At 72.7% G+C, this 15,365-nt stretch carries 13 protein-coding genes; 6 read left to right on the top strand and 7 right to left on the bottom strand.

Translation table 11 applies throughout. The annotated features are described in order from the left end of the window. Positions 1-32 precede the first annotated feature (32 nt). The 3 genes from ACIQK6_RS14510 to rsmH all read right to left on the bottom strand — a co-directional run bounded on the left by ACIQK6_RS14510 (position 33) and on the right by rsmH (position 3,655). The gene (locus ACIQK6_RS14510) at positions 33-2,066 is read right to left on the bottom strand and encodes a penicillin-binding protein 2 (protein WP_329102900.1); all 2,034 of its coding nucleotides are present in this window, start codon (positions 2,064-2,066) and stop codon (positions 33-35) included. A 114-nt stretch (positions 2,067-2,180) separates the two neighbouring features. Then, entirely contained in the window at positions 2,181-2,729 is a 549-nt protein-coding gene (locus ACIQK6_RS14515; protein WP_402694895.1) for a hypothetical protein, read from the bottom strand. After that, a complete protein-coding gene (gene rsmH, locus ACIQK6_RS14520) occupies positions 2,726-3,655 on the bottom strand; it encodes a 16S rRNA (cytosine(1402)-N(4))-methyltransferase RsmH (protein ID WP_329102898.1) in 930 nt (309 codons plus the stop codon). Before rsmH ends, ACIQK6_RS14515 begins: the two co-directional genes overlap by 4 nt. A gap of 363 nt (positions 3,656-4,018) precedes the next feature. On the opposite strand from rsmH, the gene ACIQK6_RS14525 reads away from it, so the two are divergent. The 4 genes from ACIQK6_RS14525 (at position 4,019) to ACIQK6_RS14540 (ending at position 9,584) form a co-directional block, all read left to right on the top strand. Then, positions 4,019-4,633 (top strand): beta-class carbonic anhydrase, encoded by a 615-nt coding sequence (locus tag ACIQK6_RS14525; RefSeq protein WP_402694896.1) that lies wholly within the window; start codon positions 4,019-4,021, stop codon positions 4,631-4,633. Between the two features lie 138 nt (positions 4,634-4,771). Continuing rightward, entirely contained in the window at positions 4,772-5,782 is a 1,011-nt protein-coding gene (locus tag ACIQK6_RS14530) for a MoxR family ATPase (protein ID WP_329102893.1), read from the top strand. Continuing rightward, positions 5,782-7,158: a DUF58 domain-containing protein gene (locus tag ACIQK6_RS14535; RefSeq protein WP_402694897.1), complete on the top strand. Its 1,377-nt coding sequence runs from the start codon at positions 5,782-5,784 to the stop codon at positions 7,156-7,158. Before ACIQK6_RS14530 ends, ACIQK6_RS14535 begins: the two co-directional genes overlap by 1 nt. After that, positions 7,155-9,584: a DUF3488 and transglutaminase-like domain-containing protein gene (locus tag ACIQK6_RS14540; protein WP_329102890.1), complete on the top strand. Its 2,430-nt coding sequence runs from the start codon at positions 7,155-7,157 to the stop codon at positions 9,582-9,584. The genes ACIQK6_RS14535 and ACIQK6_RS14540 overlap by 4 nt, the downstream gene beginning before the upstream one ends. A gap of 60 nt (positions 9,585-9,644) precedes the next feature. Here the strand turns inward: ACIQK6_RS14540 and ACIQK6_RS14545 are convergent, their stop codons facing one another. Then, positions 9,645-9,971, bottom strand: a complete 327-nt coding sequence (locus ACIQK6_RS14545) for a rhodanese-like domain-containing protein (protein ID WP_329102889.1) — start codon at positions 9,969-9,971, stop codon at positions 9,645-9,647. 37 nt (positions 9,972-10,008) lie between these two features. On the opposite strand from ACIQK6_RS14545, the gene ACIQK6_RS14550 reads away from it, so the two are divergent. Next, positions 10,009-10,623 carry a helix-turn-helix domain-containing protein gene (locus ACIQK6_RS14550; protein ID WP_329102887.1) on the top strand — a complete coding sequence of 205 codons (615 nt, stop codon included), beginning with the start codon at positions 10,009-10,011 and terminating at the stop codon, positions 10,621-10,623. A gap of 407 nt (positions 10,624-11,030) precedes the next feature. Here the strand turns inward: ACIQK6_RS14550 and ACIQK6_RS14555 are convergent, their stop codons facing one another. Genes ACIQK6_RS14555 through ACIQK6_RS14565 form a run of 3 tightly spaced genes read right to left on the bottom strand, consistent with a single transcriptional unit; the run spans position 11,031 to position 14,669 of the window. After that, positions 11,031-11,663, bottom strand: a complete 633-nt coding sequence (locus tag ACIQK6_RS14555; protein WP_329102884.1) for a TetR/AcrR family transcriptional regulator — start codon at positions 11,661-11,663, stop codon at positions 11,031-11,033. A 29-nt stretch (positions 11,664-11,692) separates the two neighbouring features. Further along, on the bottom strand, positions 11,693-13,789 hold the full coding sequence (locus tag ACIQK6_RS14560) for a YhgE/Pip family protein (protein WP_402694898.1): 2,097 nt from the start codon (positions 13,787-13,789) through the stop codon (positions 11,693-11,695). After that, positions 13,761-14,669, bottom strand: a complete 909-nt coding sequence (locus ACIQK6_RS14565) for an ATP-binding cassette domain-containing protein (protein WP_402694899.1) — start codon at positions 14,667-14,669, stop codon at positions 13,761-13,763. Before ACIQK6_RS14565 ends, ACIQK6_RS14560 begins: the two co-directional genes overlap by 29 nt. 172 nt (positions 14,670-14,841) lie before the next feature. Here ACIQK6_RS14565 and ACIQK6_RS14570 point away from each other — a divergent pair, with 172 nt between their 5' ends. Then, on the top strand, positions 14,842-15,336 hold the full coding sequence (locus tag ACIQK6_RS14570) for an SAV_6107 family HEPN domain-containing protein (protein ID WP_402694900.1): 495 nt from the start codon (positions 14,842-14,844) through the stop codon (positions 15,334-15,336). Positions 15,337-15,365 lie beyond the last annotated feature (29 nt).

The following is a 15,365-nucleotide window of genomic DNA, read 5'->3' on the forward strand; positions in this document are numbered from 1 at the left end:
CGCTTTTCTGGCGGGCCTGGCCTGGCTGTGGGTCACTGGCCGGGCTGCGGACTGGGCTGCGGGGCGGGCTGCTCGGCGGGCTGAGTAGCGGTGCCGTAGGTGACGGGGAGCCCGGCGGGCGCGGTTCCCGTGGGGGCCACCTGGAGGGTCTTGAGCGCGAACTCCATGACCTTCTTGTAGATGGGGCCGCAGATCTGGCCGCCGAAGTAGCTGCCCTTCGTGGGGTTCTGGATGGCGCAGTAGACGGTGATGCGCGGGTTGTCCGCGGGGGCGAATCCGGCGAAGGACGCGGTGTAGCCCTTGTAGCGGCCGGTGGCCGGATCCACCCGGTTGGATGTGCCGGTCTTGCCGCCGACCCGGTAGCCGGGGATCTTCGCCTTGGTTCCGGTGCCCTCCTGGTCGTCGACCACGGATTCGAGCATCTCGGCGAGGGTCTTGGCGGTCTCCGGGCTGATCACACGGTCCCGCTCGGGGGCCGGGGCCGGGGTGAAGCGGCCGTCGGGGCCCTTGGTGCCGCGGACCAGGGTCGGCTCGATGCGGACGCCGTCGTTGGCGATGGTCGAGTACACGGAGGCCGCCTGCATGGCGTTGAGCGAGAGTCCCTGGCCGAAGGGGATCGTGTACTGCTGGGAGGTGGACCAGTCCTTGGGGGCGGCGAGGATGCCGCGGGATTCGCCCGGGTAGTTCAGGCCGGTGGGCCGACCGATGCCGAACTTGGTCAGGTAGGAGTGCAGGACCTCGTTGGCCTCGGGCTGGGTGGGTCCGAGCTGGCCGGTGGCCAGGATGGTGCCGATGTTGGAGGACTTGGCGAGGACCCCGTTGAGGGTCAGGTACCAGGTCGGGTGGTCGATGTCGTCCTTGAAGAGCCGGTCGCCGCGGTGGAGCCGGTTGGGGACCTCGACCCGGGTCTCCGGGGTGGCCTTCTTCTCCTCCAGCACGGCGGCCATCGACATGACCTTGGCGGTGGAGCCGGGTTCGTACACGTCCTGGAGCGCGGCGTTGCCCATGGCGGCGGAGCGGGCCCGGGTCAGGTCGTTGGGGTCGAAGCCCGGGGCGTTGGCCATGGCGAGCACCTCGCCGGTGCGGGTGTCCTGGACGATGACGTAGCCGCGGTCGGCCTCGGACTTCTGGACCTGTTCGGCGATGGCGCTCTGCGCCGCCCACTGGATGTCCCGGTCGATGGTCAGCTGGATGTCCTCGCCGGGGACGGCGGGCTTCTCGTTGGAGTCGGCGGTGGGGACCTGGCGGCCGCCGGACTGGGCGTAGGTGATCTCGCCGTCCTTGCCGGACAGCTTCTTGTCGAGGGAGGACTCCAGGCCGCCGGCTCCCTTGCCCTCGGCGTTGACGTAACCCAGTATCCCGGCGGCGAGGTCGCCGTTCGGGTACACGCGCTTGCTGCTGGTCTCCTTGAACACGCCGGCGAGGACGTTGGCGCCGGGGCCGTTGCCCCGCTTGTCGGCCGCCGCCTTGTCCGCGAAGACCCGCTTGAGGTCCTTGATCTGGTTCCAGACCTGGGGGGTCTGGCGCTGGGCGAGGACGACGTACCGGGAGTTCTTGGTGCTCAGCCGCTCGGTGAGCTCCTTGGCGTCCTTGCCGAGGATGGGCGCGAGGAGGGCGGCGGCCTGCTGCGGGGCGTCCGGGGCCTTGCTGTCCTGCGGGGTGAACATCTTCGGGTCGGCGGTGATGTCGTACGCGTCGACGCTGGTGGCGAGGGCCACGCCCCGGCGGTCGGTGATCTCGCCTCGCTCGGCGGCCAGCTTGACGCTGGTGTAGCGGTTCTTGGAGGCCTCGGCGGAGAACGCCGCGGCGTCGACGGCCTGGACCTGGAGCAGGCGGACCACGAAGGCCAGCATGACGAGGGTCAGGCCGACGCCGACCAGGCGCAGTCGGGGCCGCGGGCTGCCGAGTCGGATCGTGTGCGGGGTACGGGGGCCCGTCGGCCGCCGGGTCGCCGGGCGCGAGGCCGGGCGCGGGGCCGGGCGGGCGCCGGCCCTGGCCCGGTCGCCGGCACGGGGCGGCCTGGCCGGTCCGGGCACCCGCCGCCGGGGCGGCTCCTGCGGGCTCACGCGGTCACCGCCCCTGGCAGGGCCGCGCCGGGGGAACCGGGGGCCCGTCCCAGCGGTGGCCGGGAGGGGAAGGGCGGGGTGGGGAACGGCCCCGCAGGGATCCGCGTCACGACATCACCGACCTGGGTTGGGGGTGGGCTGCTGTGGCAAGGGCTGGGCCGGGGGCGCGACTGCCGGGCTCTGCGAGGCCGGGGCCGACGCCGCGGGTGCGGCCGGGGAGGTGCCCGGGGCCGCCGGCGGAGCCGGGGTCGGGGTGGGTGACGGCGGGGCCTCGGCGGGCGCGGCGCTGCCCGCGACCTTGCCGTCCGGGCCGATGAAGACCGGGCTGCCGCCGGGGACCAGGCCCAGTTCGTGTGCCCGGCGCTGGAGCGCGTCGGGCGCGGAGTAGGCGTCGACGTCGCGCTGCAGCGCCTGCTCCTCGTCGGTGAGGGCGGTGGTTTCCTTCCGCAACTTGCTGAGCTGGAAGGAGCCTTCGTTCAGTGCCGAGTTCAGCAGCAGCAGGCTGATCAGGCCGCCGGCGAGCAGGGCCACGACCAGCAGCACGAACGGCATCCGGGCCGCCTGCCCGCCGGGACGCGGGCGGGCCGGGCGGCCGCCGAGCGCCCGGCCGAGGCGGGCCGCCTGCCCACGGGTCAGCGTGGCGACCTTCCCGGCCTTGGTCACAGTCGCGCCTCCCGGATGCGTTCTACGCCGCGGAACCTGGCCGGGGCGGCCCGCCGGTTCTCGGCGATCTCCTCCTCGGTGGGCAGTTCGGCGCCGCGCGTGAGCAGTTTCAGCTTCGGCTGATACTTCTCCGGCACCACCGGCAGGCCGGGCGGGGCCGTCGAGGTCGCGCCGGCCGCGAAGACCTGCTTGACCAGGCGGTCCTCCAGCGAGTGGTAGGAGAGCACCGCGATCCGGCCGCCGACCGCGATCCGGTCCACCGCCGCCGGAATGGCCCGCTCCAGCCCGGAGAGCTCCCCGTTGACCTCGATCCGCAGGGCCTGGAAGGTCCGCTTCGCCGGGTTGCCGCCGGTCCGCTTGGCGGCCTGCGGAAGGGAGTCACGGATCAGTTCGACCAGCCGGGCGCTGTTGGCGAAGGGCTCCTTCTCCCGCTCCCGGACGATCGCCGAGACGATCCGCTTGGCCTGCTTCTCCTCGCCGTACTGGCGCAGGATCCGTACCAGCTCGCCCGGCGCGTAGCTGTTGAGCACCTCGGCGGCGCTGATGCCGGTCGTCTGGTCCATGCGCATGTCCAGCGGTGCGTCCTGGGCGTACGCGAACCCGCGGTCGGCCTCGTCCAACTGCATGGAGGAGACGCCCAGGTCGAAGAGGATGCCTTGGACGGCCGGGATGCGCAGCCCGTCCAGGACCTCGGCGAGGTCGGCGTAGATCGCGTGGACGAGGGTGGCCCGGTCGCCGAAGGGCGCGAGCCGCTCGCCGGAGAGCCGCAGGGCTTCCTTGTCGCGGTCGAGGCCGATCAGGTGGGCCTCGGGGAACCGGGTCAGCAGGGCCTCGCTGTGGCCGCCGAGGCCGAGGGTGCAGTCGACGACGACGGCCCCGGGCCTCTCCAGTGCCGGGGCCAACAGGTCCAGGCACCGCTGGAGCATCACCGGGACATGTCGGGACTCGCTAGTCAAAGCGCCCTCTCAGATAACGGCGCGGCAGGCGTACGCACCACCGGATCCCCGCATCCGCGACCGGCGCCGGGGAAGGTGGCGCCGGCCGGCCGGTGAGCGGGAGAGGGCCGGGCCGTACGTACGCGCCGCGCACGCGGAGTGTTCATCGGGGGCCGGGCGGCCGTTCAGGGCCGGGCTCCGGCCGGTTCGCGTCACTTTAGTGCAACGGTCGCCGCGGTCAACGAACCGCCCCGCGCGGCGTGCGCGGCTCTCGACGCGAACCGACAAATGACGCGAACCACCCGAACAGCCGCCTCGCGCCCACCCCTGTGGGTTAGCTCACAACAAGGCTCGTTGGCGTTCTTTGTCCGCTCTCACGCAGGACCGTGCCCCGCCGTGACCACTACCGTCGTACCCATGACGACTTCCGCATCCCTGCCTGCCGAGTCCCCGTCCGAGGCATCCGTCGGCGGATCCGTCACCGACCGGCTGGTCGAGGCGAACCAGCGGTACGCCGCGCAGTTCTCCGACCCCGGCATGGACGCCCACCCCGTCCTCAAGGTCGCCGTCGTGGCCTGTATGGACGCCCGCCTCGACCTGCACAAGGCCCTCGGTCTGGAACTCGGCGACTGTCACACGATCCGCAACGCGGGCGGTGTGGTCACCGACGACACGATCCGTTCCCTCACCATCAGCCAGCGGGCCCTGGGCACCCGCACGGTGATACTCATCCACCACACCGGCTGCGGCCTCGAAAACCTGACCGAGGACTTCCGGCACGAGCTGGAGGACGAGGTCGGCCAGCGTCCCGCCTGGGCCGTCGAGGCCTTCCGGGACGTCGACCAGGACGTTCGCCAGTCGATGCAGCGGGTCCGCACGAACCCCTTCCTGCCCCACAAGGACGATGTGCGAGGCTTCGTCTTCGATGTGCACACCGGGCTCCTGCGGGAGATCGATCCCAGCTCTTGAGTGACACGAGGCCGTAACGCCGTCAAGAATGCGGGATGGCACCTCCCGGGATCCCCCGGGACCGGTGTCCGTGTTTCGGGGTGGGCCGGTTCAAGCGCCAAGGGCGTCGGCCCTGGAAATGGGCCGAGGAGAACCAAGGTGACGACGTACGACGACCGAGCGAGCCTCGCGGATCTGACCAGCACGGTGGAGCGGGTGCGCCAGTCGGTCGAGAGCGTGATCGAAGGCAAGCCCGAGGTCGTCCGCCTCGCGCTGACCGTGCTCCTCGCCGAGGGGCACCTGCTGATCGAGGACGTGCCCGGCGTCGGCAAGACGATGCTCGCCAAGACGCTCGCCAAGTCCATCGACTGCTCGGTCCAGCGCATCCAGTTCACGCCGGACCTGCTGCCCTCCGACATCACCGGCGTCAGCATCTACGACCAGCAGCGCCGCGAGTTCGAGTTCAAGCCGGGCGCGATCTTCGCGCAGATCGTCATCGGGGACGAGATCAACCGCGCCTCGCCGAAGACCCAGTCCGCGCTGCTGGAGTCGATGGAGGAGCGCCAGGTCACCATCGACGGCACGACCTACACGCTGCCCAGCCCCTTCATGGTCGTCGCCACCCAGAACCCGGTAGAGATGGAGGGCACGTACCCGCTGCCCGAGGCCCAGCGCGACCGCTTCATGGCCCGCGTCTCCGTCGGCTACCCCAGCCCCGAGGCCGAGCTCCAGATGCTCGACGTGCACGGCGGGGTCTCCCCGCTCGACGACCTGACGTCCGTCGCGCACGCCCACGAGATCGTCAAGCTGATCGAAGCGGTCCGCGAGGTGTACGTGGCCGAGCCCGTCCGGCGCTACGTCGTCGACCTGGTCTCCGCCACCCGCACCCACCCCGACCTGCGGCTCGGTGCGTCGCCGCGGGCCACCCTGCACCTGCTGCGCGCCGTGAAGGCCTCCGCCGCGCTCGCCGGCCGGGACTACGCCCTGCCCGACGACGTCCAGGCCCTGGCCGCCCCGGTCCTCGCGCACCGGCTGCTGCCCACCGCGCAGGCCCAGCTCAACCGCCGCACCGCCGAGCAGGTCATCGGCGAGATCCTGCAGCGCACTCCCGTCCCGGCCGCGCACGCCCGCGGCGAGATGCCGCCCGGCGCGGGCACCCGGAGCTTCTGATGAGCGCCGGTGCCCCGCGCGGCGCCGGCGGCCCGGGGGACGGCGGCGGACTGCGCGCGTCGCTGTCCGGGCTGACCACCCGCGGCCGCTCGTTCCTGGCCGCCGGGATAGCCGCCGCCGCCTGTGCGTACGTCCTGGGCCAGGGCGAACTGCTGCGGGTCGGCATGCTGCTCGCCCTCCTGCCGCTGATCTGCGTCTACGCCCTCCACCGCACCCGCTTCCGGGTCTCCGGCAGCCGCCGGCTCAGCCCGGGGCGGGTCCCCGCGGGCGGCGAGGCCCGCGTACAGCTGCGCATGGACAACGTCTCCCGACTGCCCACCGGCCTGCTGATGCTCCAGGACCGGGTGCCCTACGTCCTGGGCCCGCGCCCGCGGTTCGTCCTGGACCGGGTCGAGCCCGGCGGCCGCCGCGAGGTGTCCTACCGGGTCCGCTCCGACCTGCGCGGCCGCTATCCGCTCGGCCCGCTCCAGCTGCGCCTGTCCGACCCCTTCGGACTGGTCGAGCTGACCCGCTCCTTCAGCACCTACGACACCCTCACCGTCATCCCGCGCACCGAGCCCCTCCCGCCCGTCCGCCTGGCCGGCGAGTCCAACGGCTACGGCGACGGCAGCCGCCGCTCCCTCGCGCTGGCCGGCGACGACGACGTGATCCCCCGCGGCTACCGGCGCGGCGACGACCTGCGCCGGGTGCACTGGCGCTCGACCGCCCGCTACGGCGAGCTGATGGTCCGCCGCGAGGAGCAACCGCAGCGCAGCCGGGCCACCGTCCTGCTGGACACCCGGCGCCTGGCCTTCGACGGCGCCGGCCCCGACTCCGCCTTCGAGTGGGCCGTCTCGGCCGCCGCCTCCAGCCTGGTGCACGTCCTGGAACAGGGCTTCTCCACACGGCTGCTCACCGACACCGGCAGCTCGGTGCCCGGTGAGGGCGGCGGCGGATTCTCCTCCGGCGGGCAGGAGTCCGCGGAGGCCGCCGGGCTGATGATGGACACCCTCGCGGTCGTCGGACACTCCGACGGCGCCGGGCTCTCCCGCGCCTACGACGCGGTGCGCTCCGGTGGCAGCGGCGGCTTCGGCGGAGCCGGCGGTGACGGGCTCCTCATCGCCTTCTTCGGCGACCTGGACGACGTACAGACGGAACTGGCCGCCCAGATGCGCCAGCGCACCTCGGGCGCGGTGGCCTTCGTACTGGACTCCGCGAGCTGGGGCGGACAGCCCGCTCCGGGGCACGCCGTGCCCCCGCTGGAGGAGCGGCTGCGCAGGCTGCGCGACGCGGGCTGGACGGCACTGGCCGCTCCGCCCGGGGTCGCCTTCGGCGAACTGTGGCGCCAGGCCGGGACCGCGCGCGCCGGTACGGGAACCTCCGGAGGTCGGGAATGAGCGGGCGGGCGAAACTGACGCTGTTCGCAGCACTGGCGACGCTGCTCACCTCGTGGTCGCTGAACCCGCTGGTGGACTCACAGGCCTGGCTGCTCCAGGCGGCGCTGCTGCTCGCCGTGCAGAGCGCGGTGGGCGCCGGCGCCCGGCGGGTGCCGCTGGCACGGACGCTGACCGTCGCCGCACAGGCGCTGGTGTCGCTGCTGGTGCTCGCGTTCCTCTACGCCGGCAAGGGCGAGTCCCACGGGGACGGGCCGCTGGCCTACCTGGTGACGGACTTCGGCGCGCTGTTCGGTCAGGGCATCAGGGACGTGGGCGAGTTCGCGATCCCGGCTCCGCTGACGGACGGCATCAAACTGCTGTTGGTGTCCGGCGTGCTGCTGATCGGGCTGCTGGTGGACACGCTGGCGGTGACCCTGCGCACGGCCGCCGCGGCCGGGCTGCCGCTGCTGGCGCTGTACTCGGTGGCCTCGGGGCTCGCGGGCGGCGGTGACGCCTCCTGGTTCTCCTTCCTGCTCGCGGGCTCCGGCTACCTGGTGCTGCTGCTGTCCGAGGGCCGTGACCGGCTCGCCCAGTGGGGCCGCGTCTTCGGCGCGTCCCCGCGCCGGGGGGCCGCCGACTCCGGCCTCGGCAACGGGGCGGGCGGGCAGGCGACGGCGCCCGTGAAGTTCGGGCGGCGGATCGGTGCGGTGACCCTGGGCCTGGCGCTGGCGGTGCCGGCCGTGCTGCCCTCGCTCGGCGGCGGGCTGCTGGGCGGCACGCAGGAGGACGAGGAGAGCGGCGGCGGTGCGGGCGGAACGATCTCGGCGGTCAACCCGCTGGTCTCCTTGCAGAGCAACCTGAACGCGCAGGACAACCGCGTGATCCTCAAGTACCGGACGAACAGCCCGCAGCAGGGCGACCAGTACCTGCGGATCCTGGCCCTGGACGAGTTCAACGGCGTCAAGTGGGAGGCCTCCGGGCGGGCCCTGATCGACGTACCGGAGGAGCTGCCGGCACCGCCGGGGCTCCGCGCGCCGGTCAGCGGCACCGCGGTCGAGGTCACCACCAACATCACGGCGGCGGACTACTACACGCAGCGCTACCTCCCCATGCCGTATCCGGCGACGTCGGTGAACATCGGCGGCAAGTGGCGGTTCGAGCCGGTCGGCCGGACCCTGGTCGGCGACCAGCTGGGCCGGGACCGCTTCCAGAACGTCCAGGGCGCCCAGTACATGGTGCGCAGCCTGCTGCTGAAGCCGACGGCCCAGCAGCTCCAGAAGGCCCCGGAGCCCGACCCGGCGATCCGCCAGGAGTACACGAAGCTCCCGGACAACCTGCCGCCGGTGGTCGCCGAGCGGGCCCGTCAGGTGACGCAGGGGGCGAAGGACGACTACACGCGGGCCGTGAAGCTGCAGGACTACTTCGCTGTGAACGGCGGGTTCCGCTACAACACGAGGACGGCGTCGGGCACGGGTCCGCAGGCGGTCGCCCGGTTCCTCGACGACAAGGAGGGCTTCTGCGTCCACTTCGCCTTCTCGATGGCGGCGATGTCCCGCTCGCTGGGCATCCCGGCCCGCGTCGCGGTGGGCTTCACGCCCGGCGAGAAGCAGTCGGATGGCAACGTGAACGTGTCGATGCGCGACGCGCACGCCTGGCCCGAGCTGTACTTCGAGGGTGTGGGCTGGACCCGGTTCGAGCCCACGCCCCGTTCCGGCATCAACGTTCCGGACTACTCCCGGGCGCAAACGCCGGCCACCCAGCCGTCGGCGCCGGCGCCGCTACCCTCGCAGAGCTCGGCGGCCCCGTCGACGGCACCCACGGCGACCCCCGAGTGCCCGCCGGCCCTGAAGAAGCTCGGCGAGTGCGACACCGCGGCGCCCGCGCAGAAGTCGGGTGACGGCGGCGGGCCGTCGGTGACGACGGTCCTCGGCTGGGTGGCGCTCGCGGCGGCGGTGCTGGGCCTGCCCCTGCTCCCGCTGCTGTGGCGGACCCGGCTGCGGGCCCGGCGCCTGGCGACCGGGGAGGTCCTGACGGCCTGGCGGGAACTGGGCGACACCGCCTGGGACGCGGGTGTGGTTCCGGACGGGGCGCTGTCCCCGCGCCGGACGGCGAGCCGGATCGTGGACCTGGGCCGTCTGGAGCCGGAACCCGCGGCGGCCGTGCACCGGGTCGCCGGTGCGGTGGAACGGACCCTGTACGCGCCCCCCGGCGCGGAGGTGTCGTACCCGGAGTTGGCGGACGACGTACTGCTGGCCCGTACGGGCCTGCTGGCGTCCGCGGACCGGCTTCCCCGGCTGCGGGCCCTGCTGCTGCCGCGCTCGGCGGCCCGCATTTCCTGGGCCCTCTCGGCCCGTTGGTCCGCGGTCACCTCGGCGGTGTCGGCCCGCCTGACCGCCGCCCGCCTGACCGTCGCCCGCCTCCGGCTCCCGCTGAGGGGCCGCGGCTGAGCGGGGCCCGGAGCGGCAGGGCGAAGACTCCGTGGGGAGTCTTCGCCCCGGGGAGGGACGTCAGGCGGTTTCGGTGGGGAGGCCGGCCTCGACCCAGTCCTGGATGCCCTCGCGGTACTTGCGGACGTCGGTGTAGCCGAGGGCGGTGAGCCGGTCGGCGACCTGTCCGCTGTTGGGGCACGCGGGGTTGGAGCAGTAGGTGACGATGGCGGCGTCGCGGTCGGGGAGCACGGTGGGCGCCTGGGCGTCGACGTCGACCGGGGCCAGCGCCAGGGCGCCGGGCAGGTGCTGCCGCGCGTAGTATTCGCCGCCGAGCGTGTCGACGACGGTCACGGCGCCGCCCTCGATCGCCGCCGCCAGTTCGTCGCGTGTGATGAGTACGGTCATGCCACTGCCTCCAAAGGAATCGGACTACAGTCCACTTATGGCTCACGACAGTAACGGACTGCGGTCCGGTTCGCTAGTGCCGCTGGAACTCCTGCGGACACCGCCGCCCAAGGAGCGTGCGGACGCCGCCCGGAACCGGGCCGCAGTACTGGAGGCGGCCGCCAGGCTGTTCGCCGAACAGGGCGTCGAGACGGTGTCCATGGACCAGGTGGCCGCGGCCGCCGGAGTCGGCAAGGGCACCCTGTTCCGCCGGTTCGGCGACAAGTCGGGGCTCGCCACCGCGCTACTGGACGCCCGCGAGCGCGTACTGCAGGAGGCGGTCCTGTCCGGGCCGCCCCCGCTCGGCCCCGGGGCCCCGGCCGACGAGCGCCTGGCCGCTTTCGTCGACGCCTACTTCGACTACCTGCTGGAGCACCTGGCACTGGTCCGGATGTCGGAGACCGCCGCTCCCGGAGCCCGGTACAGGATCGGGGCCTACCGGTTCTGGCACCGGCACGTGGCGATCCTGCTCTCCACCGCACCCGACCCCGACCACGCCGCCCACGCCCTGCTCGCCGCCCTGGCGGCCGAGCACGTCGCCGCACTCCTGCCGGAGCTCGGCGAACAGCGGATGCGCGCGGGCCTGCTCGACCTCGCCCGCTCGGCCATGTGAGGCCCGCCCTGCGAGGTGAGGCCCGCCCGGCCAGCTGAGGCCCGCCCACGCGCCGCGGGCCACCGCACGATCCCCCGGACCCGCGGACGCGAAACGGCGAGGCTCGATCCCCCCGAGCCCCGCCGCTTCACGCATCGCTTCACCGGGTCGCCGATCCCCCGTCGTCCCCCGTCCCGGTCACGGTAGGAGGCACCCGGTCCGCTCCGCAGCCCCGTGTCGGCGGTGCGGACCGGGTCTCCTGTCCGTTGCTCCCAGTCTGGCGTCCGCGCAGGTGGGAGCCCATCCGCGCACGTACTCATTTCCGCGCCTAGGTACGGATACTCAGCCGTCGCGGCCGGCCCCACCAGTTCTACGGGGCGGCGCGCCCGCGCGGCACCGCCGACTGGGGGGTGGTGCCGCGCGGGGATTCAGCGGTTGCCGCTGACCCGGCCCCGCAGCAGCAGCGACAGCGCCGAGTGCACGTCGTCCAGGGACCGCTCGCTCTGGAAGGACTGCCAGTCCAGGGCGGCCACCAGCACCATCCCGACCATCGCGGCCGCCGTGAGCGGCACGTCGATCTCGGCGCTCAGCTCACCGCGTTCGACGCCCTCGCGCAGCACCTTCTCCACGACGGCCACCGCCTCCTGACGGACCACCATCAGCGTGGACTGCCACGCGCGGTTGGTGCGCCACAGCTCGGCGACGTACAGCTGGGTGAAGGCCGGGTACCGGTCGATGAAGACGAGTCCGGCGCGGATCATGGCGTCGAGCGCCTCGACACGGCTGCCGCCGCGGGCCTCCGTCTCCTCCGCCGCGGTCCGCAGGGAGGCCGTCAGCAGGCCGACGCCGTGCCGCAGCAGCTCCTCGAAGAGCTCGTTCTTGCTGGCGAAGTTGTAGTAGACGGTGCCCTTCGCGACGCCCGCCCGCTCGGCGATCTCATCGACCGTGGTCGCGGAGAAGCCCTGCTCGGCGATCAGGGTGACGGCCGCTTCGTAGAGCTTCTGCCGGGTGATCGCACGACGGCCCCCGCCCGTGCCCGTACCGGTGTTGCTGCTTTCCATGGCGCTGATTGTCACAGGTCAACACGTCCCTACAAGCTCAGTTCTGGGTGCAGTCGGTCCATCGTCCACACCTGCTTGCCGCGGGCGGCGAGCGCGGTGAGGGCCAGGGCGCCGGCGGTGAAGGCCAGCAGTGCCGCGCCGCCCTGCCAGACCGGGGCGAGGTCACCACCGGTGATGAGGCGGCGCAGGCTCTCGACGATGTAGGACATCGGCAGGTACGGGTGGATCCAGTTGAAGAAGTCCGGGCTGGTCTGGACGGGGTAGGTGCCGCCCGCCGAGGTCAGCTGGAGCATCAGGACGGCCAGCACCAGGATGCGGCCTGCGGCGCCGAACTTGGCGTTCAGCCACTGGACGATCGCTGCGAAGCAGCCGGTGACCAGGATCAGGAAGCCGATGGTGAGGGCCGGGTGGGCCATCTTCAGGCCGAGGCCGGGCGCCCAGTGCAGTACGGACATCAGCAGGGCCACCTGCGCCGTGCCGAGGCCCGCCACGGGCAGCCAACCGGCGAGGGCGACCCGCCAGGGCGAGGCACCGGCGGCCAGGGCCCGCCGGTTCAGCGGGGCGATCAGCATGTAGGCGACCATCGCGCCGACCCAGAGGGAGAGCGGGATGAAGTAGGGGGCGAAGCCGGTGCCGTAGTTGGGCGCCTTGTGCAGGGACTGGTTGGCGAGCTGGATCGGGTCGGCCATGACCTGGGTGCGCTGGTCGCGCTGCTGCTGGTCGTAGTCGGGGATCTTCCCGGCCCCCTCGTGCAGGCCGCCGGCGAGCTCGCCGGTGCCGTCGACGAGCTTGTACATGCCGCCGTCGAGCTGGTGGGCGCCGTCGCCGAGCTTGCCGACGCCGTCGGTGAGGGCGCCGGAGCCGGTGGTGGCGGTGCCGATGCCGGTGTGCAGCTGGGCCATGCCGGCGGACACCTTGTGGGCACCGTCGTTGAGGGCGTTGACCTTGGCGACGGCCGCGTCGAGGTCACCCGCGAGCAGCGGGGCCTTGTCGACGAGCTTGCGGGCCTGGTTCTCCAGGTCGGTGAGCTCGGTGCGGAGCTTGGCGACGTCACCGCTGGAGTTCTTGGCCAGGACGCTGACGTCCCCGCTGAGCTCGGCGGCCTCGGCCGTGCTGTCCCGGACCGCCTTCAGGTCGGTGCAGGAGGCCACGTGCGGTTCGCCGCCGGGGGTCACGCACTGCTTGGTGTAGTAGGTGTTGGCGATGGTGGCCGCCTTCTTGGCGGCAGCGGCGGCGGCCGGGGCCTTCTCGACGAACTTGTCGAGGTGGTTGCGGACGACCTTCGCGCTGTCGGCGACCAGTTCGGCGGTGTCGGCCAGGTTCTTGGGGTCCTTGACGAAGGGACGGGCCTTGTCCGCGGCCCCGTTGACCTTGTTGGCCAACGCCTGGGTGCCGTCCGCGATGTCCTTGGAACCGGTCTCCAGCTTGCCGGCCGCCGTGTTCAGCTTCTGCAGACCGCTGTTCAGCTCGCCGGACTTCTCCTGCGCGGTGTCGAGGCCGTCGGCGAGCTCCTTGGCTCCCTCCTGGGCCTTGCCCGCGCCGTCCTTCAGCTTGTCGGCGCCGTCGGCCGCCTCGGCGGTCTTGTCGTGCAGGTCGGAGAAGTTGACGAAGATCTTGTCGAGGAAGCCGCGGGAGGCGTTGGCGGACGCCGCGGAGCGGACCTCGGCGAAGACGGAGCGCGAGATCGAGCCGACGATGTAGTTGTTGGCGTCGTTCGTACGGACCTGGAGCGCCCCGGTGGTGGGGTCCTCGCCGGAGCTGGAGGCGATCTTCGCGCTGAAGTCCTCGGGCAGGGTCAGGGTCAGGTAGTACGTACCGTCCTCCAGGCCCTCGGCCGCCTCATCGGCACTCGCGTAGCGCCAGTCGAAGGACTTCTTGCTGGCGTGCAGCTTCTCGGCGATCTCGGTGCCGACGTCGAGGCGCTTGCCGTCGACGGTCGTGCCCTTGTCGGAGTTGACGATGGCGACGGGCACCTGGTCGAGCCGCTTGTACGGGTCCCAGAAGGACCACAGGTACAGGGCCCCGTAGAGCAGCGGCAGCAGGAGCAGCGCGACGAGAGCGGCCCGGGGCAGCTTCCCCCGCCCGAACCGCTTCAGCTCAAGCGCGGCCAGCTTCGGCGAGCGCATCGTCCGCCCCCTTCGTGTCGTCGTTCTCGGTGTCGTTCGCCGGGGCGTTCTCGGTGTCGTTCTTGCCGTCGTCCCCGGTGGAGCTGCCGGTGTCGGCGGCGCCCTCCGTGACGGCCGGCACCTCCGGCACCTCCGGCGCGGTCGGCGCGGTCGGCGCGGTCGGCGCGGTCGGCGCGGTCGGCTCCTTTGGGGAGGTCCGCAGGACGACCGCGTCGGCGGGTGCCTCGCTGCACACCGCGAGGACGGTGATCCCGCGGGCGGCGACCGAGCGGAGCAGGTCCCAGGCCTCGGCACGTTCCGTGTCCGACAGCTTGAGGTCGAGGTCGTCGAGGGCCAGCAGCCCCGGGGAGCCCAGCAGCGCGATGGCCACGGACAGGCGAACGGACTCCAGGCGTTCCAGGTCCCGTACGGAGGTCCGGCCACCCTTGGGCAGCGTGGCGAGGTCCAGTCCGGCGGCCTCCAGCGCGGAGGCGATCCGTGTCTCGGCGGCCGCGCGCCGCTCGGCCCGGGGCCGCAACATGGCGCGGACCGGAGCACCGTAGTGGCGCTGGAGCAGGGCGCCCTCGCGCAGCTGTTCCGCGACGGTGAGGGCCTGGTCGAGCTCGTTGACCCCGGAGACCGGGCCGAGTGCGGCGATCCGGCGGACCGCCGTCATCCGCTTCGGCAGCCGGTGGCCGCCGACCTCGGCGTGCCCCCGGGTGGGCTTCATCCGCCCGGTGAGGGCGAGGAGCAGGCAGGTGCGACCGCTGCCGGAGGGGCCTTCGACCGCGATGAGCGAGCCTGGGGCCGCGTCGATGCCGATCCCCTGGAAGGCCCAGCCGCGCGGGCCCTTGAGTCCGAAGTCCTCGGCCTTGACGGCCGCGCCGTGCGGGCTGTCCACGCCGTCCCCCTTCTTTTTGAACTGACCGGTCAGTTCAAAAACTAGCATCCTTCTTCGCACCAGGTGCGCAGCAGGGGGTAGTTGCCCGGTTCGTGACCGTAAAAGCGCAGGTCAGCGCAATTGTCAGTGGGGCCCGTCACGATGGGGGCAACGCATCGACAGGAGGTTCGTCATGGCCACACCGTCCCCGTCCCCTGTCCACCCCGTCCTGCGCAAGTCGACGGCCCCACCGGCCGCCCTCGACCTGCTCGCCAAGGCGCACGGCGGTCTGGCCGAGGCCGCCCGGCTGACCCGTCCCAACGAGCGCTACGCCACCGCCCACCTCGCCGCGCTGCGCACCGCCGCGGCCGTGCTCGCCGCGCGCGCCCGGCCCGAACCGGTGAACCCGCGACGGCGGCCCCGGATCCGCAGCGCGTGGGAGGTGCTGCCCGAGATAGCGCCGGAGCTGGCCGAGTGGAGCGCTCTCTTCGCCTCCGGCGCCGCGCGCCGGGCCAGGGCCGAGGCGGGGATAGCGGACGCGGCGACCTGCCGGGACGCGGACGATCTGGTACGGGCGGCGTCGATGTTCCTTCGCCTGGTGGAGCGGATGCTCACCGTCCGGGCGACGCCCCAGCCGCTGGAGAAGACCCTGCCGCAACCACGTCCGGAGCATCCGGACGCGGGATGAGCTGCCCGGCGGCGGAAGGCAATAGGGTG

It is taken from the genome of Streptomyces sp. NPDC091682 (assembly GCF_044756625.1).
Taxonomy (GTDB): Bacteria; Actinomycetota; Actinomycetes; order Streptomycetales; family Streptomycetaceae; genus Streptomyces.